The 24,683-nt window shown below is 53.9% G+C and carries 28 protein-coding genes; 15 read left to right on the top strand and 13 right to left on the bottom strand.

What is annotated here, in order from left to right; all coding sequences use genetic code 11:
• Positions 1-104: 104 nt before the first annotated feature.
• From arcC to arcA, 4 genes are read right to left on the bottom strand one after another with little or no spacing between them, the layout of a single operon-like run.
• The gene (gene arcC / locus KNP95_RS12880) at positions 105-1,067 is read right to left on the bottom strand and encodes a carbamate kinase (protein ID WP_214837579.1); all 963 of its coding nucleotides are present in this window, start codon (positions 1,065-1,067) and stop codon (positions 105-107) included.
• A gap of 15 nt (positions 1,068-1,082) precedes the next feature.
• On the bottom strand, positions 1,083-2,558 hold the full coding sequence (gene arcD / locus KNP95_RS12875) for an arginine-ornithine antiporter (RefSeq protein WP_021065975.1): 1,476 nt from the start codon (positions 2,556-2,558) through the stop codon (positions 1,083-1,085).
• 53 nt (positions 2,559-2,611) lie between these two features.
• Positions 2,612-3,640, bottom strand: a complete 1,029-nt coding sequence (gene argF / locus KNP95_RS12870) for an ornithine carbamoyltransferase (protein ID WP_214837577.1) — start codon at positions 3,638-3,640, stop codon at positions 2,612-2,614.
• Between the two features lie 16 nt (positions 3,641-3,656).
• A complete protein-coding gene (gene arcA, locus KNP95_RS12865) occupies positions 3,657-4,886 on the bottom strand; it encodes an arginine deiminase (RefSeq protein ID WP_034780161.1) in 1,230 nt (409 codons plus the stop codon).
• Between the two features lie 342 nt (positions 4,887-5,228).
• Between arcA and mgtE the strand changes: the two genes are divergently transcribed.
• From mgtE to KNP95_RS12835, 6 genes are all read left to right on the top strand, one after another.
• A complete protein-coding gene (gene mgtE / locus KNP95_RS12860; protein WP_214837576.1) occupies positions 5,229-6,587 on the top strand; it encodes a magnesium transporter in 1,359 nt (452 codons plus the stop codon).
• Positions 6,588-6,732: 145 nt separating this feature from the next.
• On the top strand, positions 6,733-8,514 hold the full coding sequence (locus tag KNP95_RS12855) for a solute:sodium symporter family transporter (RefSeq protein WP_214830627.1): 1,782 nt from the start codon (positions 6,733-6,735) through the stop codon (positions 8,512-8,514).
• 107 nt (positions 8,515-8,621) lie between these two features.
• A complete protein-coding gene (locus tag KNP95_RS12850) occupies positions 8,622-9,647 on the top strand; it encodes a serine hydrolase domain-containing protein (RefSeq protein ID WP_214837574.1) in 1,026 nt (341 codons plus the stop codon).
• A complete protein-coding gene (locus KNP95_RS12845; RefSeq protein ID WP_214837572.1) occupies positions 9,647-10,033 on the top strand; it encodes a GNAT family N-acetyltransferase in 387 nt (128 codons plus the stop codon). Before KNP95_RS12850 ends, KNP95_RS12845 begins: the two co-directional genes overlap by 1 nt.
• An 11-nt stretch (positions 10,034-10,044) precedes the next feature.
• On the top strand, positions 10,045-10,749 hold the full coding sequence (locus KNP95_RS12840) for an SDR family NAD(P)-dependent oxidoreductase (RefSeq protein ID WP_214837570.1): 705 nt from the start codon (positions 10,045-10,047) through the stop codon (positions 10,747-10,749).
• Between the two features lie 88 nt (positions 10,750-10,837).
• Positions 10,838-11,044, top strand: coding sequence for a hypothetical protein (locus KNP95_RS12835; RefSeq protein WP_029594540.1), 207 nt, complete (start codon positions 10,838-10,840; stop codon positions 11,042-11,044).
• Positions 11,045-11,063: 19 nt separating this feature from the next.
• Here the strand turns inward: KNP95_RS12835 and KNP95_RS12830 are convergent, their stop codons facing one another.
• Positions 11,064-11,495, bottom strand: a complete 432-nt coding sequence (locus tag KNP95_RS12830) for a hypothetical protein (protein ID WP_021065966.1) — start codon at positions 11,493-11,495, stop codon at positions 11,064-11,066.
• Between the two features lie 146 nt (positions 11,496-11,641).
• On the opposite strand from KNP95_RS12830, the gene KNP95_RS12825 reads away from it, so the two are divergent.
• Positions 11,642-12,637, top strand: a complete 996-nt coding sequence (locus KNP95_RS12825) for an MDR family oxidoreductase (protein ID WP_214837568.1) — start codon at positions 11,642-11,644, stop codon at positions 12,635-12,637.
• A 60-nt stretch (positions 12,638-12,697) separates the two neighbouring features.
• Here the strand turns inward: KNP95_RS12825 and KNP95_RS12820 are convergent, their stop codons facing one another.
• The 4 genes from KNP95_RS12820 to KNP95_RS12805 form a co-directional block, all read right to left on the bottom strand.
• Complete coding sequence (locus KNP95_RS12820; RefSeq protein WP_214837565.1) at positions 12,698-13,042, bottom strand: YflT domain-containing protein; 345 nt, start codon at positions 13,040-13,042, stop codon at positions 12,698-12,700.
• A gap of 96 nt (positions 13,043-13,138) precedes the next feature.
• A complete protein-coding gene (locus KNP95_RS12815) occupies positions 13,139-14,599 on the bottom strand; it encodes a UDP-N-acetylmuramoyl-L-alanyl-D-glutamate--2,6-diaminopimelate ligase (protein WP_214837562.1) in 1,461 nt (486 codons plus the stop codon).
• Positions 14,600-14,754: 155 nt separating this feature from the next.
• A complete protein-coding gene (locus tag KNP95_RS12810) occupies positions 14,755-14,955 on the bottom strand; it encodes a helix-hairpin-helix domain-containing protein (RefSeq protein WP_214837559.1) in 201 nt (66 codons plus the stop codon).
• A complete protein-coding gene (locus KNP95_RS12805) occupies positions 14,952-15,185 on the bottom strand; it encodes a hypothetical protein (protein WP_021065961.1) in 234 nt (77 codons plus the stop codon). Before KNP95_RS12805 ends, KNP95_RS12810 begins: the two co-directional genes overlap by 4 nt.
• Positions 15,186-15,314: 129 nt before the next feature.
• Between KNP95_RS12805 and KNP95_RS12800 the strand changes: the two genes are divergently transcribed.
• Both KNP95_RS12800 and KNP95_RS12795 read left to right on the top strand, forming a co-directional pair.
• Complete coding sequence (locus KNP95_RS12800) at positions 15,315-15,530, top strand: hypothetical protein (protein WP_021065960.1); 216 nt, start codon at positions 15,315-15,317, stop codon at positions 15,528-15,530.
• Between the two features lie 164 nt (positions 15,531-15,694).
• Positions 15,695-15,967, top strand: coding sequence for an RNA polymerase sigma factor (locus KNP95_RS12795; protein WP_214803223.1), 273 nt, complete (start codon positions 15,695-15,697; stop codon positions 15,965-15,967).
• Between the two features lie 6 nt (positions 15,968-15,973).
• Here KNP95_RS12795 and KNP95_RS12790 read toward each other — a convergent pair whose 3' ends face one another.
• Positions 15,974-16,762, bottom strand: coding sequence for an HAD-IIB family hydrolase (locus KNP95_RS12790; RefSeq protein ID WP_214837556.1), 789 nt, complete (start codon positions 16,760-16,762; stop codon positions 15,974-15,976).
• Positions 16,763-16,824: 62 nt separating this feature from the next.
• Here KNP95_RS12790 and KNP95_RS12785 point away from each other — a divergent pair, with 62 nt between their 5' ends.
• The 5 genes from KNP95_RS12785 (at position 16,825) to KNP95_RS12765 (ending at position 19,657) form a co-directional block, all read left to right on the top strand.
• Positions 16,825-17,076: a hypothetical protein gene (locus KNP95_RS12785; protein WP_214837552.1), complete on the top strand. Its 252-nt coding sequence runs from the start codon at positions 16,825-16,827 to the stop codon at positions 17,074-17,076.
• Between the two features lie 113 nt (positions 17,077-17,189).
• Complete coding sequence (locus KNP95_RS12780) at positions 17,190-17,750, top strand: RNA polymerase sigma factor (RefSeq protein ID WP_214803226.1); 561 nt, start codon at positions 17,190-17,192, stop codon at positions 17,748-17,750.
• Positions 17,747-18,460 (top strand): anti-sigma factor, encoded by a 714-nt coding sequence (locus KNP95_RS12775; RefSeq protein ID WP_214754394.1) that lies wholly within the window; start codon positions 17,747-17,749, stop codon positions 18,458-18,460. Before KNP95_RS12780 ends, KNP95_RS12775 begins: the two co-directional genes overlap by 4 nt.
• Positions 18,461-18,544: 84 nt before the next feature.
• A complete protein-coding gene (locus tag KNP95_RS12770) occupies positions 18,545-19,456 on the top strand; it encodes a Gfo/Idh/MocA family protein (protein WP_214803232.1) in 912 nt (303 codons plus the stop codon).
• A 15-nt stretch (positions 19,457-19,471) separates the two neighbouring features.
• Entirely contained in the window at positions 19,472-19,657 is a 186-nt protein-coding gene (locus KNP95_RS12765; protein ID WP_021065953.1) for a hypothetical protein, read from the top strand.
• A gap of 37 nt (positions 19,658-19,694) precedes the next feature.
• Here KNP95_RS12765 and KNP95_RS12760 read toward each other — a convergent pair whose 3' ends face one another.
• On the bottom strand, positions 19,695-20,612 hold the full coding sequence (locus KNP95_RS12760; protein ID WP_214837549.1) for a DMT family transporter: 918 nt from the start codon (positions 20,610-20,612) through the stop codon (positions 19,695-19,697).
• A gap of 325 nt (positions 20,613-20,937) precedes the next feature.
• On the opposite strand from KNP95_RS12760, the gene abc-f reads away from it, so the two are divergent.
• On the top strand, positions 20,938-22,785 hold the full coding sequence (abc-f, locus tag KNP95_RS12755) for a ribosomal protection-like ABC-F family protein (RefSeq protein WP_214837546.1): 1,848 nt from the start codon (positions 20,938-20,940) through the stop codon (positions 22,783-22,785).
• A 17-nt stretch (positions 22,786-22,802) separates the two neighbouring features.
• Here the strand turns inward: abc-f and KNP95_RS12750 are convergent, their stop codons facing one another.
• Both KNP95_RS12750 and KNP95_RS12745 read right to left on the bottom strand, forming a co-directional pair.
• Complete coding sequence (locus tag KNP95_RS12750; protein ID WP_201455035.1) at positions 22,803-22,964, bottom strand: hypothetical protein; 162 nt, start codon at positions 22,962-22,964, stop codon at positions 22,803-22,805.
• Positions 22,965-23,748: 784 nt separating this feature from the next.
• Entirely contained in the window at positions 23,749-24,603 is an 855-nt protein-coding gene (locus tag KNP95_RS12745; RefSeq protein ID WP_058765009.1) for an HAD family hydrolase, read from the bottom strand.
• Between the last annotated feature and the right edge of the window lie 80 nt (positions 24,604-24,683).

The raw sequence follows: 24,683 nt of genomic DNA, 5'->3' as shown, positions 1-24,683 counted from the left end.
TCCAAATCGACATACAACTTCCCTTCCCCATGTCGACGGATAAAAAACGACGAGATGCCGATTCAGGAAAAAAGCCACAGACGCGGACATCTGTGGCTTTGTGCTTATTGTTGGAGCGTCGCGGCGAGTCGGACGCGTGTTCCGACCTCGCCTCTGACCGCCGCAAGGGCTTGCTCAAGCGACGTGATGACAGCGACTCGGTCGTTGCCTGATTCGGCGAATTGGAGGGCGGCTCGAACTTTCGGCAACATACTGCCCGGTGCGAACTGCCCTTCGGCGATATACGTCTCGAGCTGTTCTTTCGTCGTCTCCTCGAGCGCCCGAGCCGACGGGGTCCCAAAATCGACGAATACATGCTCGACGGCCGTCAAAATGAGGAGCATGTCGGCGTCGACGAGATCGGCGAGTTTCGCAGCGGCGAAATCTTTATCGATGACCGCCTCGACTCCGACATAGCCATTGGCTGTATCGATGACGGGAATCCCGCCGCCGCCAGAGGCGACGACAATGTGCTCATGGGCAACAAGGTCACGGATGACTGCGTGCTCGAGAATCGCCACCGGAAACGGACTCGGGACGACGCGGCGATAGCCGCGACCGGCGTCTTCTTTGAACACATAACCGGTCGCCCGTTCCATCTGCTGCGCTTCCGCCTCGTCGTAGAAGGGACCAATCGGCTTCGTCGGGTGACTGAAGGCACTATCGTTCGGGTCGACGACCGACCGCGTGACAATCGGTGCGACCGAACGTTCCAAACCGCGCGATCTCAGAGCTTTCGTGAGGGCATTCTCGAACCAATAGCCAATCATCCCTTGTGTCATCGCCCCGCAAACGTCGAGTGGCAAGGCCGGCGTCGCCGGACTGTCCGACGCAGCCTGTTGCAACATCAAATTCCCGACTTGCGGCCCGTTGCCATGGGTGATGATGACCTCAATCCCTTCGGCGACAAGCGCGGCCAGAGATTCAGCCGTCGCCTCGACGGCTCGAATTTGAGCCTCGGCCGTCGCATCTTTTCCTTGTTGAATCGCATTTCCACCTAGTGCGATGACTACTCGTTTATTCCGCATATTGGTTTCCCCCGATCAAAAGACTGAGATATTTCCTGAGACGATGCGCACGACGGCCAAGATGGCGAGCGCGGTCAAGACACCGGCCACAATCCATTCCGTCTTCGTCAACGTCTTGATGCCGTTCTCACGCTGTGCCTTGATATAGAGCAACGTACCTGGTGCGTACAGTAAGGTCGTCAAGAGCAGATAGTCGATTCCAGCCGCATAGATGAGCCAAATCCCGTAAATCGAGGCGACGGCTCCGATGATGAGATCGCGGGTCCGGCGTTCACCGGCGTTGTAGCCGATGCCGTTCTTCGCGACTTTGACTTGATAGAAAGCCGAGAAGACGTATGGAATCAAGATGGCGCTCGAAGCGAGCGAGAAGGCGAAATTATACGCCGCATCCGAGAACAGGAACGTGAAGAGGAACAATTGAATCAATCCGTTCGTGAGCCAGAGCGCGTTGGCCGGCGCGCTGTTTTTATTCTCTTTCGTGAACCATTTCGGGAACACGCCGTCTTTCCCGGCCACGAATGGAATCTCGGCGGCAAGTAACGTCCAACCGAGCCACGCCCCGAGGACAGAGATGACGAGACCGCCGTTGATTAGCATCGCGCCCCACGGTCCGACCGCCGACTCGAGCAAGTACGCCATCGCCGGTTGTGAAGCGTTCGCCACGTTCTCTGGATTCATGAGACCGAGCGACATGATCGAGATGAGCAGATAGATGACGAGTGTCCCGAGCAACCCGATGACCGTCGCTTTCCCGACGTCCGAGCGCTTGCGGGCCCGTCCGGATAAGACGACCGCCCCTTCGACACCGATGAACACCCATAGTGTGACGAGCATCGTCGAGACGACCTGGTCTCTCACACTACCCCATGAGAAACCACCCTGGCCCCAGAAATCGAACGTGAAATTATCGAGATTGAAGAAGAATAAGGTGATGGTGATAAAAGCAAAAATCGGTACGAGTTTCGCAATCGTCGTGATGATGTTGATCATGGATGCTTCATGAATGCCTCGTAAAATGAGCGAATGAACGAGCCACAGCATAATCGAGGCGCCGATGATGGAGGCGATGTTTTGACCGCCTTCGAAGATTGGGAAGAAATAACCGACCGAACTGAACAGGAGCGTCGCATAGGCGACGTTACCAAGCCATGCGGAGAGCCAGTAGCCCCACGCCGAGTTGAACCCCATGAACTGACCGAAGCCGGCCCGGGCGTAACTGTACACCCCGCCGTCGAGGTCTGGACGACGCATCGTCAAATTTTGAAAACTGAGACCGAGTGCGATAATCCCGATTCCGGTGATGACCCACCCAATCAAAATCGCCCCCGCGTTCGCACCTTGGGCCAAATCGGCCGCCAAGTTGAAGGCTCCCCCGCCAATCATCGAACCGACGACAAGTGCCGTCAACGCCCCGAGCCCTAATCGTCGATCCTTTTTCTCCGGTTGTACGCCAGCCGTTCCACTTGAGTCATGCGCTATTTTCGTAGACATTGAACTCATCCCTTTCGTTTAGTACGAACCGGAGGGGAAACCCCTCCCGTCCGTCAGCGTTCAAGCCATTCGTTCGTGTCGGTGAGCGTCGCCGCCATCACAGCTTTAATCGTGTGCATCCGATTCTCCGCCTGATCAAAGACGAAGGAATGACGACTCCGGAACACCTCGTCCGTGACTTCCATCTCGGTCAGACCGTATTCGGCATGGATGGCTCGGCCAACCTCAGTCTCCAAGTCGTGGAAGGCTGGCAGACAGTGAAGGAACATGACGTCTGGATTATTCGTCTTCGTGAGCATGTCCATGTTCACTTGGTAAGGATGGAGCAACTTGATCCGCTCGGCGAATTCTGCCTCTTCGCCCATCGACACCCACACATCGGTGTAAATCACGTCGGCGTCGGCGACCGCTTCATCGATACTCTCGGTCAACGTAATTTTCGCTCCCGTCTCAGCAGCGACCGAGCGGGCAAAATCGACGACCTCATCTGACGGCCAGAGCGATTTCGGCGCGCAGATGCGCATGTCCATCCCGACTTTGGCCCCACCAATCAAGAGCGTGTTGCCCATATTGTTGCGTCCATCGCCGACATAGACGAAGCGAATGCCAGACAACTCGCCTTTCTGTTCTTTGACGGTCAAGAAGTCGGCCAAGATTTGAGTCGGATGATATAAGTCCGTCAACCCGTTCCATACCGGGACACCGGCATCTTTGGCCAAACCTTCGACCGTCTCATGGGCGAAGCCGCGGAATTGGATGCCGTCAAACATACGCCCGAGCACGATCGCCGTGTCGCGCACCGATTCTTTTTTGCCAAACTGGATATCCGATTTCCCGAGGTATTCCGGATGCATGCCTAGATCGATGGCCGCCACGGTGAACGCACAACGCGTCCGCGTCGAAGGTTTCTCAAATAACAGAGCCACATTCTTTCCTTCACAGATTCGATGCGGGACGCCTTGTTTCTTTTGACGTTTGAAGGCGGCCGATAAATCGATCAAATAGTTCAACTCATCTCCTGAAAAATCGTTCAATGATAGAAAATGACGGCCTTTCAAATCAAAGTTGTACGTTGTAGACATGCTCGTTTCCTCCTCGTTAAATGTCTTTGCGGATAATCGGACAGCTCATGCAACGTGGGCCCCCACGGCCACGCGACAATTCACTCGACATGATTTCGATGACTTCGACGCCCTCAGAGCGAAGCAACTCGTTCGAGACGTAGTTACGGTCGTACGTGACGACGACGCCTGGAGCGATCGCGAGTGTGTTCGACCCATCGTTCCATTGTTCGCGGGCAGCGGCGATTGGGTCTCCGCCCCCACATGGGATCAAGACGATCTCATCGAGACCGAGTGCGGCTTTCAACACGTTCAACAGATCCGTGTGCTGGGTGATGTGAAGTTCACCCTCGGCGTTCAACGTCAGTTCAAAGATGTTCATCTTGCCTCCTGGCCCTTGGATGAACGGGTGGATCGTGAACTTGTCATGGTCGACCATCGTGAAGACCGTGTCGAGATGCATGAACGCGCGCGACTTCGGAATCTCGATGGCGATGACTTTCTTGAACGTGCCGCCGTTTTTCAACAAGTTGAGAGCGACCCGTTCAATCCCTTGGGCCGTCGTCCGCTCGGAAATCCCGATGGCGACGACTTCTTTCGAGAGAACGAGTTCATCTCCACCTTCCATCGCGAAGCGGTAGTCGCGGTCCGACCAAATCGGGATGTCGTGTTTCGCGAATCGCGGATGATAGCGCATAATATATTGCGTGAACAACGATTCGCGGCGGCGAGCCGGCTCTTTCATCCGGTTGATGGATAGCCCGTTCCCGATGGCTGCCGATGGGTCACGAGTGAAATATAAGTTCGGCATCGGATCGAGATAGAACGGGTATGTGTCCTCAATCATCTCGTGCAAGTGGCGCCGTTTCTCTGGCTTAATCTCAGACTTGCGAATGCCGGCCATAACGGTTTCAATCAATTTTTCGTTGTCGTAGGCGAGCAAATATTCTTTAAGTGTCTCGTACGAGCCGTTGATATTCGATTTTGACTCCGCCAAGATATCGGCGACGAATCGTTCGCGCACCCCTGGTAGTGATAACGTTTCCGCCATCAAATTTTCTAGATAGAGTACTTCGACGCCGCGATTTTGGAGCACGCTCGCAAAGTAGTCATGTTCTTTTTGAATGACCGGAAGATGAGGAATGTCGTCGAACAAGAGTCGTTCCAAATATTCTGGGGTCAAATTTTCGAGCTCACGCCCTGGTCGTTTCAATAGTACCGTCCTAAGTTCACCAATTTCTGAATACACGTGGATCGGATGTTTCAGCGTTGTATCCCGTGCGGTTTGTTGATCCGTCATCGATATCATCTCGCTTCCTCCTTGTGATTCGGGTGTGTTTCTACCCTTACATTATCAACTTACCCAATTCCGAGGTGGGCAAGTCTGACGTTTGGACTGTGGTGGATTCCACACTAAAGTGCATAGATGATGACGTGGCATGAATGAACAACCACTCGAGAAACGGTGCGTCCCCTCAAATCGGAGGAGAGAGACGTATACACACTGTATAGATTGTGAAAAAAATTCATAACATTTTTTTGATTTTGTTTGAGCCCGACTAAAGTCGTGACATAATATAGACAAATGATGTGAAAAGGAAGTGAGTCGATGGCAATCGAACGTACAGAACGCGCCCGTCATGAAGCCCAAGTGACAGCGCTCATCCAAAAAGGGGACCCGGTCGATTTCCGCGACGTGTTCCTCACCCTCCACCCTGGTGAACAGGCCGACCTGTTCATCGAACTTGAACGTCCGGGCCGTGAGTTCGTCTACGAGGCGTTATCCCCGGAAGCGTTCACCGACTTATTTGAAAAACTTGAACTGGACGAACAGGAACAGTTCATTCAAGAGATGCCACGTCCGTTCGCCGTACGTGTGTTGAACGACATGTTCTCGGATAACGCCGCCGACTTGATGACCGAGCTCCCTGACGACTTCATGAACGAACTGTTCGAGTTGATGGACGAGACCGAGGCGACCGAGGTCAAAGACTTGATGCGCTATCCGGACGATACGGCCGGTGCCATCATGACGACCGAGTTCATCGTGTTGAAGGCGGACAAGACCGTCGGCGCGACGCTCGAAGACTTGCGTGAACTTGGACCGGAAGCCGAGACGATATACTACCTGTATGTCATCGACACTGATCGCCGGCTCGTCGGCGTCGTCTCACTCCGCGACTTGATTGTCTCCCCGCTCGACGTGCAAATCGCGGACATCATGGGCCGACGCGTCGTTTCGGCCCACGTCCTCGCCGACCAGGAAAATTTGGCCCGGACCGTTCAGAAATATGACTTATTGGCCCTGCCTGTCATCGACAGTGAGGACCATCTGCTCGGGATCATCACGGTCGACGATGTCATGGACGTCATCGAACGGGAGACGACCGAGGATTTCGAAGAGCTGTCAGCGACGAAAGGTTCGTCCGACATCAACATGGGACCGGTCGAGGCGGCGATGAAGCGGGCGCCATGGATTATCAGCCTCATGTTTCTCGGGATGATTACTGCGTCGACGATCGGTGGTTTCGAGGACACGCTCGAAACGATCGTCTTGCTCGCCGTCTTCATGCCGCTCGTCATGGGTTCGGCCGGTAATGCCGCCACCCAATCGCTCGTCGTCGCCGTCCGCTCAATCGCGCTCGGGACGATTAATCGAAAGAACGTGTTGAAAATGATTCGTCGTGAGTTCGGGACGGGGCTGTTGCTCGGTCTCGCCTGTATGGTCGTCATCTTCGGTGTCATCACCGTCCTCTATGACAGTGCCTTAATCGGCTTAATCGTCGGTCTGTCGATTTTTGCGTCGCTCAGCGTGGCGACCATCGTCGGGACGCTCGTTCCGCTCCTCATCAATCGATTGAAACTCGATCCGGCCGTCGCGTCGGGTCCGTTCATCACGACGGTCGTCGACAATCTCGGCTTAATCATTTATTTCACGGTCGCGACTTCGTTGCTTCGCTTTTTTTGACACCTGACCTCTCAGGTGTCTTTTTTTGTTGTGAGGTTTGTTACAGTTCTTTTACAAAAGAGAAAACGGGAAATAATCATACTTCGTGAAGGGTAGTTATGAAAAAGTACTTATAAATAAGAAGAAGTTGAGGGAGGGAATGTCGTTGACCATTCAACAGGTTGTTTACATATTAATCACAGGGGCCTTATTCATGGGGCTCGTCGCTTACGTGTCTTATCGCATGACGAAAGGGAAGGTCGAGAGTGCCGACGACTATTTCTTGGCAGGACGGGGGCTCACCGGCATCTTTATCGCCGGATCACTCTTATTGACGAACTTGTCAGCCGAGCAGTTGATCGGCTTAAACGGGCAATCGTTCGCCGGCAACATGTCGGCTATGGCGTGGGAAGTCACAGCCGGAATCGCCGCCATCATCATGGCGCTCTTTTTACTGCCGCGTTTTCTCGGAATCGGGATTTCGACGATCCCTGAATTTTTGAGCCAACGGTATGACGAGGACGTCCGCCGCTTGACGGTCCTGTTGTTCTTGTTCGGATATATGTGCGTCACGATCCCATCGATGCTCTATTCCGGCGGATTGGCCGTCCTGCAACTGTTTGACGTCCCGGAATTACTCGGAATCAGCTTCGAGCAGTCGCTCTGGCTCGTCATTTGGTTCATCGGGATTATCGGAGCCGTTTACGCCATTTTCGGTGGCCTCCGCGCCGTCGCCGTCTCCGACACGTTGAACGGAATCGGATTAATCATCATCGGTTTCCTCGTCCCGACGCTCGGCTTCATCGCGCTCGGTGACGGCAACCTCGTCGATGGGATGAAGACGATTGCAACCGAGAATCCAGAGAAACTGAACGCGATCGGTTCAGAGAACGATTCCGTTCCGTTCTTGTCCATCTTCACGGGGATGATTTTTGCGAACTTGTTTTATTGGGCACTCAATCAATATGTCATCCAACGGGCACTCGGGGCGAAGAACTTGGCCGAGGGTCAAAAAGGGGTACTTTTCACCGGTTATTTGAAGTTGCTCGTCCCGATTTTCATGCTGCTTCCAGGGATTATCGCGTTCCATTTGTATGGCACGAACGTCGATAAGGCGGACCTCGCTTATCCGAGCTTGATTGCCGACTTGTTGCCGATGTGGCTCATGGGCTTCTTCCTCGCCGTCTTGCTCGGTGCCGTGTTCAGCTCGTTCAACTCGTTGCTCAATAGTATCGCCACCTTATTCGTGCTTGATATTTATAAGCCGAAGTTCAAACCGGACGCGTCTGACAAAGATTTGATTCGCGTCAGCAAATGGTTCGGGACGTTCGTCGCGCTCGTCTCGTTCTTCGTCGCTCCGAACTTGATGTACGCACCGGACGGACTGTGGGACTTGATTCGCCGCTTCACCGGTTTCTTCAACATCCCGATTCTCGTCATCGTCTTAATCGGGATGCTCGTGAAGCGCGTACCGCCGATTGCCGCGAAACTCGTCATCGGCTTCCACGTCGTCACGTATTACTTCCTCGTCTGGGGAACGGAGCAGTGGTTCGGCTTCGACCTTGGCATCAACTTCATTCACATTTACGGGATTTTGTTCGTCCTCGAAACGACCATCATGCTCGTGTTCGCAAAAGTTCGACCGATGCAACACATCAATCCGATTCGCATCGATCTTGGCCGCGTCAAGCCATGGCGTCATGCAATTTCGACTTCCATCATCCTTGTCGCGTCGATGATTTTCGTCTACTTCGTCTTCTCACCGATCGGTCTCGCCTACGCGGACGGGATCGTCTCGAGCTGGTTCTGGCCGGCGACCGTCGCCTTGTTCGTTGTGACGGGTGGCCTCGTTTGGGCGTCCTATCGCTACTGGCTCCCGAAATATGAGGCTTACTTGACGAATCTCGGTACGACAGACACTGAACATGAAGAAGCGATTGGTGAATAATCAGCGTCTCCTCCGCCTTTGACGGAGGAGACATTTTTTTGTGTGGTTAGGGATTGATTGGCCGTATGCTATGCTAAAAACACTAGACAATCTTTCGGAGGTGCCCGATGAACAAGCTTTTGCACGACGACTTTACTGACCTTCCCATTAAACCTGATTTTTCTGGATCGGCGCTCGTCATGCGACAGAACGACATCCTGTTCGACCATCAACAAGGTTATGCGAATCGGGCGGAACGAATCGAAAATCGAACATCGACCCGATTCGGTATCGCTTCGGGCTGTAAGTTATTCACGGCCATCGCCGTCTGCCAGCTCATCGAACAAGACAAGTTGGCATTCACATCGACGCTCGGCGAATGCCTCACCATCGATTTTCCAACGTTCGATCCGGCCGTGACAGTCGAACAGTTGCTCACTCACACGTCCGGCATCCCCGATTATTTCGACGAGTCTGTCATGGACGATTTCGAGGAATTGTGGCGGCAACGACCGATGTATCACATCAGGCAGCTACGTGACTTTCTCCCGATGTTCCAACACGAGCCGATGCGACAAGAACGAGGCGTGTTTCAATATAATAATGCCGGTTATATCCTGCTCGGCCTCATCATCGAACAAGCGAGCGGGTTGATGTTCTCGGACTATATCGAACGATTCGTGTTCAAGCCGGCCGACATGAACGATTCGGGGTACTTCTCGCTCGATGCCTTGCCGGCGAATACGGCGCTCGGGTATATCGACAACGCTGACGGCTCGTGGCGGACGAACCACTATTCGATTCCCGTCAAAGGCGGAGCGGACGGCGGCGCGTTCGTGACGGCACAAGATATGACCAAACTTTGGAGCACCTTGCTCGCTCATCGCCTACTTGGCGAGGAGATGACATCACGACTGCTGACTCCTCATGTGAAGGTAAACGATAAAGGCGCACATTATGGCTACGGTCTGTGGATTCAACTGAACGCGAAGCGACACGTGTTTAAATATCATGTCATGGGTTACGACCCCGGCGTCAGTTTTCATTCTGCGTACTACCCGGCCACAGACATCGTCTCGGTCGTCTGTTCGAACGAGTCAGATGGTGCGTTCGACCTCATCAAAGCCATTGAAATGAAAGTAGGTGAAGGTTGATGGTCATTCGTCCTTATGAAGAATTTGATTTTGAACAGATTCAAGCATTGAATGAAGCGGAAGGTTGGAGTCAACTCGTGCGACAACATGACTTGACGAAACAGGCGTGGCGGCAATCGAACGTTGCCTATGTCGTCGAGTCAGAAGGACTGGTGATTGCCTACTTGCGTGGGTTGACCGACACAACCGTGAGCCTGTACGTGTGCGAACTGCTCATCGCGGCCTCGCACCGTCGCCTCGGGATTGGCGAGCAGTTGTTGTCACACGTCCATGCGCTCTACCCTGAGACGCGTCTCGAGATGCTCGCGAGTGCTTCATCCCACACGTATTACGAAAAACTGAACTTCCGTCCGTTTTACGGGTACCGGAAGACGATTCACGAATAGGAGGAGCTGTCATGAAACTAGCCATCGTGACCGGTGCGTCGCGCGGTCTCGGCCGTGCCATCGCCGAGGAATTATTGAAGCGGGATTACGAGGTCGTCAATTTTTCACGGACGCAGGCGACCGATGCCTCGTTCCGTCACGTCGAGGTCGATTTGGCTGATCCGACAAGTACACTGGCCGCGCTCGAACACGTGAAGCCGCTCATCGAGACGGCGACATCCTTGCTCGTCGTCCAAAACGCAGCCTTGATTGAACCGATTCACCGGGCCGGCCAATTGGACGCCGCGCAGCTCATCGCCCACGTCCAAGCCAACCTGCTCGCCCCGATGCTCTTGACGAACGCGGTGCTCGCGTACGATCTGCCCGTCTCGCTCATCCACGTGACCTCTGGGGCCGCCAAGCGCCCCATCTCGGGCTGGAGTGCATACTGTGCGACGAAAGCCGGGCTCGACCATTTCACCGAGACGGTCGCCCTTGAATTGACCGGTACGAACGATAAAATCGCCTTGTTCAACCCAGGCGTGATGGACACCGCGATGCAGGCAAGCATCCGCGCCTCGTCAGAAGACGCGTTCCGTGACGTGGAACAGTTCCGTTCTTACGTGACAGAAGGCCGATTGCGCACCCCGGAGACGGTCGCCCGCATCTTGGCGGAACACTTACTAGACGAGCCGTTCGAGAATGGCAAGACGTATTCTGTATATGACCTCGCTTGATTTTTGACCTGGTATAAAATTCAGTCACCCTTTTCTTACTGGACCGCCTACACTAAAGACAGACGAAACAAGAAAGGATGACTTAATCATGAAGACGATTGCAGGAGGATTATTATTTTTCGGCTTGTTCAGTCTAACGCTGTCGTTCACGATGATTGGAGATACCGCCATCGTCGGCGCGTTAGTGAGCGGTGTCGCCGTCTTGTGTGGGGTCGGGCTCTGGTTCGGCGCGACGGAACTGACACGCATCCGTGCCTCATTCCTCGACCACAAAAAAACGTCTTTCCCTGAATGAGGGAAAGACGTTTTTGGATTCATTGATTGTCTTCGTCTTCGTAATCATCATCCACGTATTCTTCGAAATCATACTCTTCGAAGTCCGCTTCGTCGATGAAGATGTCGCGGTCATTGACGACGTGAATCGGACCGTTGGCCACATCGATTCGAATCGTCCATGCCCATGGAATGCGCAATCGGCTATAAACGCCTGTCCAGAATTCCATCGATTCTTGCTCGTATCGCTCGAACTCTGCCAGCAACTCTTTAAAAGTGATTCCTGACAACTGGAAGTTTGAGTCTTGGATTCGCTCAAGGGCATTATGCGTCGCCTCGAGCTCCGCCGCACGTACCATTTCTTCGGCCGTAGCCATCTCAAGAATGGTTCCATCCGGTGGCAGAATGTCGTATACGTTAAACAATTCGCCTTCTTCTACTTCTTCATCAAACTCATAGTCGTCGTGCCGCATGCTTCATTCCTCCTCACTCTAGTTGAATCTCTTTCATTGTACCATTCCACTCCCTGTTAGAACGAAACATTCGTGTATATATTTTGGCAGGTGGGGAATGATAACAAAGGAATAGAATACGTATCAGCGAAAGGGGCCAATTGACCATGAACGAATCATTTCAAGCACTCGTCCTCGACAAAAAAGACGACCGTCTCCATTCCACGGTGACCGACGTCAAATTCGACGCCCTTCCGAGAGAAGAAGACGGCAACGTCCTCGTCGAAGTCCATTATTCAGCGCTCAACTACAAAGACGCTCTCGGGCTGACCGGATCCGGCAAAATCGTCAGTCATTATCCGTTCATCCCCGGGTGCGAGTTCGTCGGGAAAGTCGTTGAATCCGACCATCTCGATTTCAAAGCCGGCGACGATGTCATTGCGACCGGTTTCGGCATCGGCGAACGACATTTCGGTGGCTTCAGCCGTTACGCTCAAGTCCCTGGGAACTGGCTCATCAAACTACCGCAAGGCATGGCGCTGCGAGATGCAATGACAATTGGAACGCCAGGACTTACCGCCATGTTCGCTGTCGAGGCGCTCGAACACGAGGGTGTGCATCCTGGTCAAGAAGTACTTGTGACCGGTGCTTCCGGGGGAGTCGGCAGTTTTGCCATCGCCTTGCTCCACAAGCTCGGCTACCACGTGATTGCCTCGACCGGCAAACAAGATCCGGCGTATTTGCGTGACCTCGGTGTCGAGAACGTGATGGCCCGAAGTGAGCTCGAAGGACCGTCCCGTCCGCTTGATGAACAGCGGTTCGATGCTGCCATCGACTCGGTCGGAGGCGAGACGCTCGGTAATATCCTTAGCCGAACGCGCTACGAAGGGACCGTCGTCGCGTGTGGGCTTGCCGGTGGCCATGAGCTCCACACGACCGTCTATCCGTTCATCTTACGAGGCGTACGGCTCATCGGCATCGATTCGGTCATGCAACCGATCGCCCGTCGCGTGAAAGCGTGGGAACGGCTCCATGAGCTGGTCGACACACGCGTGCTGAACCATATGGTCCATGAGATTCCGCTGCACGACGTCCCGCGTCACGCCGAGGCGATGATGCGCGGCGAACTGAGCGGCCGGACCGTCGTCCGCATCCACGACTAAAATAAACAGGGCTGAATCCTTCGATTCAGCCCTGTCTCTGTATTCTCCATGGTGGTGGAATTATAACGTGAATCCGGCTGGTGCGTCTTTGACGACGACAATCACCTTGCCTTGATCTAATTTCTTCTCGAGTTGATCCGCTTCGGTCGATGAGAAACCGAGCTGTTCGAACCGGGCTCGGAGTTCGTCCCCTTTTTTACGGAACAAGTTTTTCGCGGCCGTCCCCAGGCCGACGTCCGATGCCGTCACCGTATTCGCATCGGCGTTATCGGCCACACGGTCGGTCCGGTCATCGTCGTGGGTGACGACATAAATGTGCTTGTCCTCAATCCCTTTCGCTTTCATCGATTGAATGGCGGTCACAACTTCTTCATCGTTTGTAAACTCTTTGTACAAAACTGACATGTCTGTTCTCCTCCTTCGATAGCGTTACATGAATAGTTATTACCTTCTTTTCCTAAAATGACACATTAAAAAACGATGACAATTGTCATCGTTTCGTTAAACAGCCGGTTCTTGGCCCTTCAATTTTTTTAATTCATCGAGCAGGATGTCTGATTCGTTGAAAGGAATCGACTCTCGGCCGACGCGTTCGACGTGGTCATGCCCTTTTCCGACGACGACAATCCGTTTGCCGTCGAACGCTTGTTGCGCCGCGTGGCGCAGGGCGTCCCGTCGTTCCTCGAACGTCACGTAATGTGTGTTCGCGTCAATCCCTTCAAGTAGCCCGTCGATGATTTGCTTCGGGTCTTCCGTGCGCACGTCATGCACTGTCACAATCAAGTCGTTCGAATAACGACTCGCGATGCGACCCATCTCCGCCCGTTTGGTCGGATCGCGGTCGCCCGCCGCACTCAACACGACAACAAGTTCACGTTCCCCTTGCTGAAGCGTCGACAGACACTTCTCGAGGCCGTCAGGCGTATGGGCATAATCGAGATAAATCTCGGCGTCTTCCGTATCGAGTCGTTCGAGCCGCCCTTTCGGAAGCGTGAGACCCGGCACGTTGGCGATGATTGAACGCAGCATCAGTTCCGATGTGGAGACGAGACCGATGGCCGCGGCCAAGTTGGCCGCATTGAAGGCGCCCATGAAGCGGACCGGGGCCTCAATCGTCAGCGCGTTCATTTTGACGACGACCGTCTGGTCATGCCAGATGACTTGAATATCAGCCGGTACGTCGGCATGCGTGCTGTACATAATGCGCCGACGAGTCGGAGCAAACGCGGCCATCGTTTTGCTGGCCGGGTCTTCGGCGTTCAACACGATGGCATCTCCGTTCGTCGTCTCGACTTGTTCGAACAATCGGGCTTTGGCTCGGGCGTACTCATCCATCGAGCGATGATAATCCAAATGGTCATGCGTCAAGTTCGTGAACGCCGCCGCGTGAAACCGCACTCCCTCGACGCGTCCTTCCATCATCGCATGCGAGGAGACCTCGACGACACAATCGGTCACGCCGGCATCGGCCATCTCGGCCAGCAAACGATGTAAGACGACGGCCTCAGGCGTCGTATTTGGTGTGTTTAATGTTTGATCTTTATAACGTGCTCCAATCGTGCTGACAATTCCGACCGGTCGGCCGGACAGACGAAATAAATCATATGTCAATGTCGCGGTCGTCGTCTTCCCGTTCGTACCGGTGACACCGTAAATGCGCATCCGATGTGAGGGATGGTCATAAAAGGCACTGGCCACCACGCCGGCTGTCCGCTTCGTGTCCGCGACGACAAGGTTCGGCACCTCAAGGTCAAGCGGGTATTCCGAGATGACAGCAACCGCTCCTTTGGAGACGGCGTCCTCAGCGAATTCATGTCCGTCCACCGTATAGCCGCGGATACAGATAAATAAATTCCCTGGACTGACCTTTCTGGAATCTGTCTCAATTCCGGTCACCCATGGATCGCGTTCGATGTCATCCATCTCATTTCCTAGAATGGCGGATAAACGTTTCGTCCTCATGCTGTGTACTTCCTTTCTCATGGGTGTCGCTAGGTTCGCAAACCTTATCGTCATGGTACTAGATATTAGGCTGTAATGGAGATGACAAATATATTACTTCCCTTTTTACGTGCGATACAATCGCCCAACCAAAAAATTCCTAGTCCAGGACGGGACTAGGAATGTATTTCGCTGTCGGTGAACCGAAGTCCTTGCTCGTGAAGCGCGGTTTCCAAGATTCGCAGCACACTTGGCCCGACCCCATGCAAGGCCGCAATTTCTCGTCTCGTGTACGTGGCCAACTGTTCGAGCGTGTCGATATAGGCGGCAGCGAGCGCCCGTTCGGCCGGTGCCGAACATTTCGGAAGTGGTGTCATCCGATTCCCTCCTCTCGTCCTGAGGCACGTTCAATCGTCGGGAGACAGGCGAGGACACGTTCCATACAAAATGTCCGACGCGCTTGTTTGTTCACGTCCCAGGCGACGAGTCGATCGCCTTGCAGCTTCATCAGCTTGACACGTCGCTTCGAAATGACCCCGTTCCGATCGATATACATCATTTCCACGACCCGTCCGTTCCGCATCCAACGCATGACTTCTTGCCTCATCTAATCTCCCTCCTTTGTTACTCTTAGTATACAGAACATTTGTTCGTAATTCCAGTCTGGAGGTGTGCGTTCGAACAATTTCACGTATGCTAGAAGAAACGAATGTTTCGTGAAAGGGGTTTACCCGATATGACCTATTTGCTATTGGCCGTTTTGGCCATCGTCTTATTCATCTCCATGATTTATGCCGCCAAAGCCTTACCGAATTTACGAAATGTCTTATTCAACCGCGGCAGCCTGTTCGGCCAAGACACCGAGACCGTCACGTGTCCGAACTGTAAGAAAACGTTCAAACGGTCCGGTGGGAACACCCAGACATGCCCGCACTGTTATACGTCGTTTTAACCAAAAACACCCGCCTGGCCGCTAGACGCGGACCGTCGGGTGTTTTTTGAATGTGCTCGAATCGGAAAGTAACCGTTTACGTTCACCCCATAAGTGAAATAAGAAGGTTACGTCATTTGCCCGCAACCCAACCACGAGAGAGTCTCGTTCTGAAGGAGTCCACCATGTCATTCATATCCGATCACGATTTATACGCACGCATGTTAAACCGCGACACTTCTGCGCTCGAACTGCTTTACGACCGCTATGAGCGCATCTTATATTCACTCGCCCTCCGCTTGACGACGCGAGCCGACTTGGCCGAGGCCGTCCTATCCGAAGTGTTCACAGAGCTTTGGAAACGTCGTCTGCCTCTCGATTTGACGACCCATCGGCTGAAAACCCATTTGTTCGAACGTGTGGAGACCGCAGCGCTACGTCTAGTCGCCAGCGCTTAAATCCATCTACCGCACCGCTCGATGCAAAACTTCTAGAATCCCATCCGCATACATGCCCTCGGTGACACGACCATGTTCTCGTTTGGCTTCTTCCGTCCCGTTGCCAAGTACATAGCCGTTACCCACATACCTTAACATTCCTAAATCGTTCCCACTGTCCCCGAACGCGTAGGCGTGCTCGGTCTGAAACGTATATCGGTCGCACACGTAGTCGACTGCAGCGATTTTCCCCGCCCCTTGTGGGATGAAATCGATATCGTAGGCGTCTGCCGGGTCCCCGGCGAGCGGATTGCACCGACTGACGTTGACGGCGATACCGAAGTCACGGGCGCTCGAACGAATGTGCTCGAGCTCATCCTCGCTCTCGCCGAAGTAATAATAATTGTGCATCCAGCCGCTTGTGCCAAGGTTCGTCTGGGGTTCAATCGTGAGTGTTCGCCCTAGCCTGTCGACGACTTGGGTGACGCGGTCTGAAAAATCATCGGGAAACCGTGACGAATAATCGGCATCGAGCTCCAATCGCCCGGATTCTGTCACTTGATACAGCTCTGTCCCGAGACTCGCCGCAATCCGGTGCGGGAAATAACGCATGTCTGCCCGTGCCATTTTTTCTCGAATCGTTTCAAGTGAACTCCCCGTCACCCACATCGTCGAGAACCGATGTGAGTGCACATCGAGAAAGTCTTCAAGTTGGCGCAATCGCTCTAACTGGTCAACAGAGCAAGCGTGCGGAAAATACGTCTCATCAAAATCAAAACAGACGAGCACCCGTCCCTCGCTAGTAAATCGTTTCATGGTCATCCTCCTTGTGTCGTCATACCCCATCTCGTATAGTAAAAGAGAAAGGACGTGGCATCATGAAAAATCGATTAAGCCGTTACTACTGTCAGTATAGCGGAATCGTGATCGGGTTCGGGCTCGTCTTCACCTTTTTGTTTGGGGTCCGGTCCTATTCGGTCTGGCAACAATGGGTCCCGAGCGGCTCGGCGCTTCTCGTCACTTTGTTCACAGCAACGCTGTTCAGTTACGTGACCTACCGCCTGCTCAGCGCCTTGAATCTACGCCTGTTCCGCCGTATCGGAGGGATGACGTCCAGTTGTTCCCGTTAGACGCGGGGAAATCTTGACTGTTCACAAAATAGTCACGTCAAATAGGCATCCATTTTACGGTTTCATCCGTTAGATCAATACAAGGGATTCCCTTATGTGTAAAGGAGCAAGCCATGACTGATATTGAATTGTACGAGCGTGTCAGGCAAAAAGACAAACAAGCGCTCGAGACACTTTATGACCGCTATGAACGAATCCTCTACGCGTTCGTCATGCAGTTGACGAAAGACCGCGACCTCGCCGAAGAAGCGATGCAAGAAGTATTCATCAAGCTATGGCGCGGTGGCGGCGTGTATGATGAGACAAAAGGAAAATTCAAATCGTGGCTGTTCACGATGAGCCGTCACGTCACAATCGACTTGATTCGCAAACGAAAACCTGACCTGCAACTGGATGAGTCCTACGCGGAAGCTATCCCGTCCCCGGCCCCGTCCGTCGAGACCGAGGTCGAATGGCAAGAAGAGCGGACCCAAATCGAGACGGCGATGGCCGAACTGCCGGCCGAGCAACAACAAGTCGTCCGTCTCATGTACTTCCAAGGGCTCAGCCAACAAAAGATTGCCGATACGTGCGGCATCCCGCTCGGTACTGTAAAAGGAAGGATTCGATTAGCGTTGAAACAGTTACGAAGGCATTTATCCCATGATTTGAATGATAAGGAGGTGGAACGATGAACGCTTGTGACCAATTGATCGATTATTTCAACCAGCATTTGACAGAAGACGAACGCATCCGGTTTGAAGCGCATCTCGCGACATGTCAAACATGTCAAGAAGAGCTCGAACAACTCGAGGCCCTCGTCGGCGGCGTCGCGTTCCTCTCTGAACCGGCTGAACCGCCAAGCGGGATGAAAGCACGCATCCTCGACAACGTGTTCGCAGAAGACAAGACGGAGACGGAGTCGAAGCAAGACGAACCGACCCCGATCACACCGTTCACAGCCACGAAGAAGAAACAGAAGACGCCATGGGGGGCGCTCGCTCTCGCGGCCGCACTCATGCTCTCCTTGATCGGGAACGGCTATCTGCTATTGAACCAAGATGATCCGAGCGGAATCGCCTTGACCGAGACCGTCCCGCTCGAAGGCGAATCGGAAGGCGTGGCTTACCTCGCCGAACAGGACGGCCAGCGCCAGCTCATCGTCCAGACGAACGGACTCGATGCGCTCGAAGCGAACGAAGTGTATCAAGTTTGGTTGTTAAAGGACGGCTCGCCGATTCCGACCGGGGCGTTCGTCACGGACGATAAAGGGAACGGGACCGTCATCTATACGCTCGATTCGACCGAATCAGAGATGGATTGGGATACCGTTGCTGTCACGAAAGAACCCGAACGGGGCAACACGGCACCCGAGGGCGACATCGTGCTCAGTGCCAGCCTATAAGCAAGGACCGAATGACCTGACGCACCGCGCGTACGTGTCATTCGGTTCTTTTTTCGTTATGATGATAGAAAAGGAGTGGTACATATGCGTCAGCCTAAAATTGGTGTCGTCGGTCTCGGCGGCATCGCTCAGAAAGCGTACTTACCGATTTTAACGAACAGCACGTCGTTCGAACTCGTCGGTGCCTATTCCCCGACCGTCGCCAAACGTGAGGCGATCTGTCGGGCCCACCGGATGGAATCATTCACGGGACTGCCCGAGCTCGCGGCAGCCGTCGACGCGGCGTTCGTCCACAGTTCGACCGAGACGCATTTCGACGTCGTCTCTTATCTGCTCGCAAACGGTGTCGATGTGTATGTCGATAAACCACTCGCTGCGACAATCGAACAGGCGGAACGTCTCGTCGAGCTGGCCGAGCAGACGAACCGGAAGCTCATGGTTGGCTTCAATCGCCGGTTCGCCCCGATGTATCAGCACGTGAAAGAAGCAGCCCCATTCCACACGCTCGACTTCGTCAAGCATCGCGGGGACGGATTGCGCGGCCACGACTATCAGTTCACATTGCTCGATGACTATTTGCATGTCGTCGACACGCTCCGGTACTTCGCCGGAAGCGAGTTGCGCTTAGTGACGGGCCAAATCGCGACGACCGAGGCGAACGGTCTCCACTTCGCGCGCCATATCTGGCAAGACGAGCACGGACTGCACACGACGTCGATGCACCGTAAAGCCGGGACGAATCATGAAGGACTCAGCGCCATCCGCGACGGACTGCGCGTGACGGTCGATGAGATGGTGACGCTTCAACGGTTCGAGCACGGCGCCCATTCAACGAAGACGTTCGGGTCATGGGACACGCTCCTGACCCAACGAGGCTTCCAAGGGGCAATCGACCACTTTATCTCGGCAGTGACCGAGGATACAGCCATCATGACGGACGGTCGTGAGGCGCTCCTCACACAACAGCTGGTGACGGATTTGTTCGGCTCACACTAAAAGGAGGCGTATCAAATGGATTTCTTTTTCTACATTATGGTCATCGTCGTCGTGTCCATCGCCGCAGATACATTTAATAAGACACGGAAGGCGCGTTTAGAAGAACTTCGACTCAAAATCGAGCAAGAGAAACTCGCGATTCAGCGGCTCGAACTCGAGATGAAGCGCGACGAAGACAAACTCGATCATCACGGATTTTAAAAAGACGATCGGCCCAGAGCGGGTCGGTCGTCTTTGGTTATAAGATATGGCGCTCCTCAGCTTGACGTGTCTCGCGGACACGCTTTTGCCGTCGCTCGGCGAGTGTCGACCACGTGACGGCCGTGACGATACAGGCGGCGCCGATAAAGAAGTTGCGGTCGAGTCGTTCATCGAGGACGAGCCAGCCGAGGTAACCCCCGACGAGCGGTTGGAAAAAGAAGAATAATGACCCGACGCTCGCATCCATGAGCTCGAGCCCTTTGTTCCAAAAGAAGAACGCCCCGGCTGTCGAGATGATGCCGACATACAATACGCTCATCCACAGCACCATGGTCATATTCGGTAAGCCGGATGCGGCCACTTCCACTCCCATGAGCGGCGTCATCAACACGAAGGCGATACCGATGGCGAACGTCGTGATCGTCAACGACGACATCGTCTCGGATGCGATTTTCACATAGATGGACATGAGCGCCCACGTGACGGCCGCACCGACCAAGACGAGGCTACCGATGAAATACGTGCCTTCGACGTGCCAACCGACAACGATGATGACCCCGAGCGTCGCCAACAGGAGTGACCCGATTTTGACAGGTGTGAGCCGCTCTTTCAAGATGACTCGGGCGAAAATCACCATGAACGCCGGTGTCGCCGCCGTGACGAGCGATCCCGTATGGGCGTCGGATAGTTTCGTGCCAATGAACTGAAACGAAATCGAGGCAACGTATCCGATGACGCCGACGAGCGCAATCCATTTCCAGTCGCGTCGACCGATTTGCTCGCGCCCGAACGCCCACCACATCGCGAACAGGACGACAAACGCGACGGCATAGCGCATCCAGATGAGCGTGAACGGTTCGATATAGCCGAGCGCATATTTACTGACGACGTACATCCCGCCCCAAATACTGGCGGCGAGCGTTAAACTGATGGCACCGAGCCATTCCTTGCGCATGGCGTCCCTCCTTCCTGATATCTAAACAATACGACATCGGTCCTCGATATTCCTGTCCCCTAGTTGTCGAACAAGCCGAAATCGCTTACAATGAGCGTAATGATGATAGAAAGGAGGGAGAAAGGTGAACTTTGTCGGACGTACGCATTGGTCAACAGAACATTTGTACATTTTGCGTGCGATTTTTCACGATGTCGCATAATCACAGGACCCGTCTGTCCTTTTTTAGACATTGCTGAAATACGACAAAGCGCCTCTCTTTCTTGCCGAGCGCTTCTTTGCGCTCGGCTTTTTTGATAGGCCTCTACTTTAGGAGGAACCACTCATGTTAATCGAGTTACAACACATCCAAAAACAATTTGGCGGCCATGCCGTCTTGACAGATGCCAATCTTCACGTGAACGCCGGCGAACGAATCGGACTCGTCGGACGGAACGGGAGCGGCAAAACGACGCTTCTGCGTCTCATCGTCGGCGCCGATTCGCCAGACGAAGGGACCATTTATCGCAAGCAACGGTTACACGTCGGCTATTTGGCCCAAATCCCGGCCCATCCCGATAAGTCAGGGCGAGACGTGCTCTACACCGCGTTCGCCGAGTTGACGCGACTCGGTGACGAGATGCGACAGCTCGAGGAACAGATGGCCTCAAGTGACGACATCGACGCGCTGCTCGAGACGTACGGTGCCTTGCAGACGCGCTATGAGAACGGTGGCGGGTACGTCATCGATTCAAAAGTGAACGCGATGATCGACGGACTGCGCCTGACCCGCTTCGTGGACCGACCGTTCGATACACTCAGCGGCGGCGAACGGACCAAAGTCGGCCTCGCCTTGGCATTGCTCCAAGAACCGGAACTGCTCATCCTGGATGAACCGACGAACCACCTCGATTTAGAGGCGATGGCTTGGCTCGAGTCGTTCCTGCGTGACAGTCCGTCCACGTTACTCCTCGTCTCGCACGACCGTGTCTTTCTCGATGCGGTCGCCACGCGCATCGTCGAGTGCGAGGACGGTGAATTGACAAGCTTCGACGGCAATTACAGTGCGTTCGTTGCGCAAAAAGAAAAACGGCTGCTCGATCAGTTCCACGCCTACACGGAGCAACAAAAGAAAATCAAGAAGATGAAAGAGACGATTCGCCAGCTTCGGCAATGGGCGAACGAGGGCAATCCGCCGAACGAGAAATTTTACCGCCGCGCCAAATCGATGGAGAAGGCGCTCGCCCGCATCGAGACAATCAAGCGCCCTCGCCTCGAAGCCGTGCAACCTGACATCCAGTTCACAGCGCACGGACGGACCGGCCGCGATGTGTTCGAGGCGACCGATGTGACCGTCAGTTACGACCGGACCGTCTTCGAGCATGTGTCGTTCTACACCGGTCACGGGGAGCGTGTCGCCATCGTCGGTCCGAACGGGAGCGGAAAATCGACACTGTTGAAAGTGTTGCTCGGCCAACTCGAACCGACTTCGGGTACGGTAAGACGAGCGGAACGCGCCCGCATCGGCTACTTGTCCCAACACATCGACTTCGAGGACTCCCACCGGCTCATCGAGGCGTTCCGCGACCGGATTGCCGTCGACGAGGGAAAGGCCCGTCAACTGTTGGCCCAATTCCTCTTCTATGGTGCGAGCGTCTTTAAACCGGTCAAAGATTTGAGCGGCGGTGAGAAGATGCGGCTCATGCTCGCCATTCTCATGCATGAGGATGTGAACGTGCTCGTCTTGGACGAACCGACGAACCACCTCGACATTGAAGCGCGCGAAGCGCTTGAAGACGCGCTCGATCGTTTCACCGGAACGCTCGTCGCCGTCTCGCACGACCGCTACTTCTTGAACAAACTGTTCCCCGTCACCTATTGGCTTGACGTTACAGCGACACGTTTCCCGGGAAATGTCACGTATGCGCTCGAAAAACGCCAGTACGAACCGGAAGCAGTCGTGGCGGTACCGAAGAGAACGCAATCAACAGAAGCGACCGTGACGGCGGTCGAGGCTCGAGACATCTCGGCGGATGAGGCTCGTCTGTCTGCGCTCGAAGAAGCGCATCAGGAACTTCTTCATCAGATGAATAAGACGAACGACCTCACCGAGCTGATGACGTTGCAACACCAGGCCGATATCCTCCAAGCTGACATCAACACGTTGCTTGACCAACTCCTAGAATCGATGTAATGAAAAACGACGCCGGCTTAACGGCGTCGTTTTTGTTCGAACCAAGATTGAACGAGAAACCCGGTCACACCGAGCGCCATCAAAAAATAGGGCACGATTCGTGGGACTCCGCCTGCTTCTCCCATCGTCGTCAGAATCACTCCGCTCACGAACGTCCCGAGCCAATAAATCTTTGGCATACCCTCACTCCTCTACAACTTTCCTCTACGTCTGCTACTCGACCAAGATCCAGCAACTAACGCGACTTGCAGCAACAACTTGCGATTCATTATAACATTTCAGGCGACACGGGTACCCTCGTACGTGTACGGTTTAACGTCCGCGGACGGGGCCGGACGCCGCCTATACGTTTCAAGTCAAGCAAACGGCGAACGACCGGCCCGCGTCACAACCTTCGCCCCATAAGAAAAGCGCCACAAACGTGGCGCTTCCGGTGAGCGTTTCTAGAAAAGCGGACTTTCAACCGACCGAGAATTTTCCCGGCCGACCGTCCCATGCGGTACATGAATATAAACTAGAAATCGGACGTGGTTCAGAACGTGATTTCGGGGCGTACGTTCGTCTGAACAGCAATCAAGTCCTTGACGGGAATCTCGTCTCCACAATGACTCTGACTGCGTTTTGACGGATGTGGTTGAAATCAATCATGAACCTCATCGGGCCCACCTTTTTTTGAAACACCGAGTTGCCTAAACGTCTAGTCTCCCACCGATTCTCTTTTGTCTGCCCCTCACCCCTTACGCGAGGTCAGGTGGACGACAGCTTGAACGAGGAGAGTCGTCTAGTCAGCCGATGCTTCATCCAACATGTCTCTCATTTCACCGAGCCGGCCTCAGTTAAACAACGATGGAATCTTTGTTTCATCCGTTGCCCCCTTTCAGCTCAACACGTTGAATGAGGACTACACAGATACATTAACCGTTTTATCGATTGACGAATCCTTGTTCACCATTTCTCCAAAAATTAGTTATCGATATAGTGGTCGAGCGCATAGGCGACGCCGTCCGCTTCGACATCTTTCGTGATATGGGTACTGATGTCTTTCAACGGATCGACGGCGTTCCCCATCGCGATCCGTGTTTCCGCCACTTCAAACATCGAGATATCATTCAAGTTGTCACCGATGGCCACGATGTCTGATTGCGGGATGTTATGATGCTCCGCTAACTGCGTCAACGCCATCCCTTTGCTTGCGTTCGGATGACCGATTTCAATCTTCGTCCAGCCCGCCGTCGTGATTAAAATATCTGTCCGTGGTTCATACAATTTCCGGAGCTCATGCAGCTTGCGCCGGTCGAACGAATAGACGAACACTTTATACACTTCGTCGGCCTCGAAGTCGATGTCCTCAATCGCATCGACGTATGTCAACCCGAATTGTTCGTTTTGAATCTCGATCTCCCGCTCGCCCCACTCTCGTGTGAACGATTGATCATGTGGCAACACCTCGTCCAACTCACCCGTCAACAAATCGGTGCCCGATCGGAGCACTTTCACTCCGGCGTTCGTATAAAATTCAACGTACGCTCCGTGCTCGTGGGCCACATCCCACAACTCTTGCACGACATCTTTCGGGAGCGCATGGTAATAAATCCGCTCATTTTCATAGAAGGCGATTGCGCCGTTCCCTGACAAAATCGGGCACGACAAATCGCTCCGCTTCAACAGCTCCTCAATATCATGAATCGAACGTCCGGAAGAAATCGAGACTAAATCCCCTTTGGCCTGACGCCGGCGAATTGCCTCTTGGTTCGCCTCCGTGATGACACCTGTCCGAGATAATAGCGTCCCGTCTAAATCGATGGCAATTAGTTTCATATCCTCTTCTCCTTTCACGTGGGTCTGATCACCCAATTCCCTCAGATTGACTCTCTCCATTTCATCATCACATATACACG

It is taken from the genome of Exiguobacterium sp. s36 (assembly GCF_018618345.1).
In the GTDB taxonomy this organism is placed as follows: Bacteria; Bacillota; Bacilli; order Exiguobacteriales; family Exiguobacteriaceae; genus Exiguobacterium; species Exiguobacterium chiriqhucha.
The sequence above is the reverse complement of the archived record's forward strand: the minus strand, read 5'-3'. Positions and strand labels throughout refer to the sequence as shown.

Bases quoted from the DNA above. Each gene is read 5' to 3' on its own strand.
- KNP95_RS12810 (WP_214837559.1), bottom strand. From the start codon at position 14,955: ATGACACCACTTCCGAAATGTTCGGCACCGGCCGAACGGGCGCTCGCT.
- arcC (WP_214837579.1), bottom strand. From the start codon at position 1,067: ATGCGGAATAAACGAGTAGTCATCGCACTAGGTGGAAATGCGATTCAA.
- KNP95_RS12750 (WP_201455035.1), bottom strand. From the start codon at position 22,964: ATGCCAAAGATTTATTGGCTCGGGACGTTCGTGAGCGGAGTGATTCTG.
- KNP95_RS12785 (WP_214837552.1), top strand. From the start codon at position 16,825: ATGAAAAATCGATTAAGCCGTTACTACTGTCAGTATAGCGGAATCGTG.
- KNP95_RS12835 (WP_029594540.1), top strand. From the start codon at position 10,838: ATGAAGACGATTGCAGGAGGATTATTATTTTTCGGCTTGTTCAGTCTA.
- KNP95_RS12805 (WP_021065961.1), bottom strand. From the start codon at position 15,185: ATGAGGCAAGAAGTCATGCGTTGGATGCGGAACGGACGGGTCGTGGAA.
- KNP95_RS12850 (WP_214837574.1), top strand. From the start codon at position 8,622: ATGAACAAGCTTTTGCACGACGACTTTACTGACCTTCCCATTAAACCT.
- abc-f (WP_214837546.1), top strand. From the start codon at position 20,938: ATGTTAATCGAGTTACAACACATCCAAAAACAATTTGGCGGCCATGCC.
- KNP95_RS12845 (WP_214837572.1), top strand. From the start codon at position 9,647: ATGGTCATTCGTCCTTATGAAGAATTTGATTTTGAACAGATTCAAGCA.
- KNP95_RS12770 (WP_214803232.1), top strand. From the start codon at position 18,545: ATGCGTCAGCCTAAAATTGGTGTCGTCGGTCTCGGCGGCATCGCTCAG.
- KNP95_RS12825 (WP_214837568.1), top strand. From the start codon at position 11,642: ATGAACGAATCATTTCAAGCACTCGTCCTCGACAAAAAAGACGACCGT.
- KNP95_RS12775 (WP_214754394.1), top strand. From the start codon at position 17,747: ATGAACGCTTGTGACCAATTGATCGATTATTTCAACCAGCATTTGACA.
- KNP95_RS12840 (WP_214837570.1), top strand. From the start codon at position 10,045: ATGAAACTAGCCATCGTGACCGGTGCGTCGCGCGGTCTCGGCCGTGCC.
- KNP95_RS12780 (WP_214803226.1), top strand. From the start codon at position 17,190: ATGACTGATATTGAATTGTACGAGCGTGTCAGGCAAAAAGACAAACAA.
- KNP95_RS12745 (WP_058765009.1), bottom strand. From the start codon at position 24,603: ATGAAACTAATTGCCATCGATTTAGACGGGACGCTATTATCTCGGACA.
- KNP95_RS12760 (WP_214837549.1), bottom strand. From the start codon at position 20,612: ATGCGCAAGGAATGGCTCGGTGCCATCAGTTTAACGCTCGCCGCCAGT.
- KNP95_RS12815 (WP_214837562.1), bottom strand. From the start codon at position 14,599: ATGAGGACGAAACGTTTATCCGCCATTCTAGGAAATGAGATGGATGAC.
- KNP95_RS12800 (WP_021065960.1), top strand. From the start codon at position 15,315: ATGACCTATTTGCTATTGGCCGTTTTGGCCATCGTCTTATTCATCTCC.
- KNP95_RS12795 (WP_214803223.1), top strand. From the start codon at position 15,695: ATGTCATTCATATCCGATCACGATTTATACGCACGCATGTTAAACCGC.
- mgtE (WP_214837576.1), top strand. From the start codon at position 5,229: ATGGCAATCGAACGTACAGAACGCGCCCGTCATGAAGCCCAAGTGACA.
- arcD (WP_021065975.1), bottom strand. From the start codon at position 2,558: ATGTCTACGAAAATAGCGCATGACTCAAGTGGAACGGCTGGCGTACAA.
- KNP95_RS12820 (WP_214837565.1), bottom strand. From the start codon at position 13,042: ATGTCAGTTTTGTACAAAGAGTTTACAAACGATGAAGAAGTTGTGACC.
- KNP95_RS12830 (WP_021065966.1), bottom strand. From the start codon at position 11,495: ATGCGGCACGACGACTATGAGTTTGATGAAGAAGTAGAAGAAGGCGAA.
- KNP95_RS12765 (WP_021065953.1), top strand. From the start codon at position 19,472: ATGGATTTCTTTTTCTACATTATGGTCATCGTCGTCGTGTCCATCGCC.
- argF (WP_214837577.1), bottom strand. From the start codon at position 3,640: ATGTCTACAACGTACAACTTTGATTTGAAAGGCCGTCATTTTCTATCA.
- KNP95_RS12790 (WP_214837556.1), bottom strand. From the start codon at position 16,762: ATGAAACGATTTACTAGCGAGGGACGGGTGCTCGTCTGTTTTGATTTT.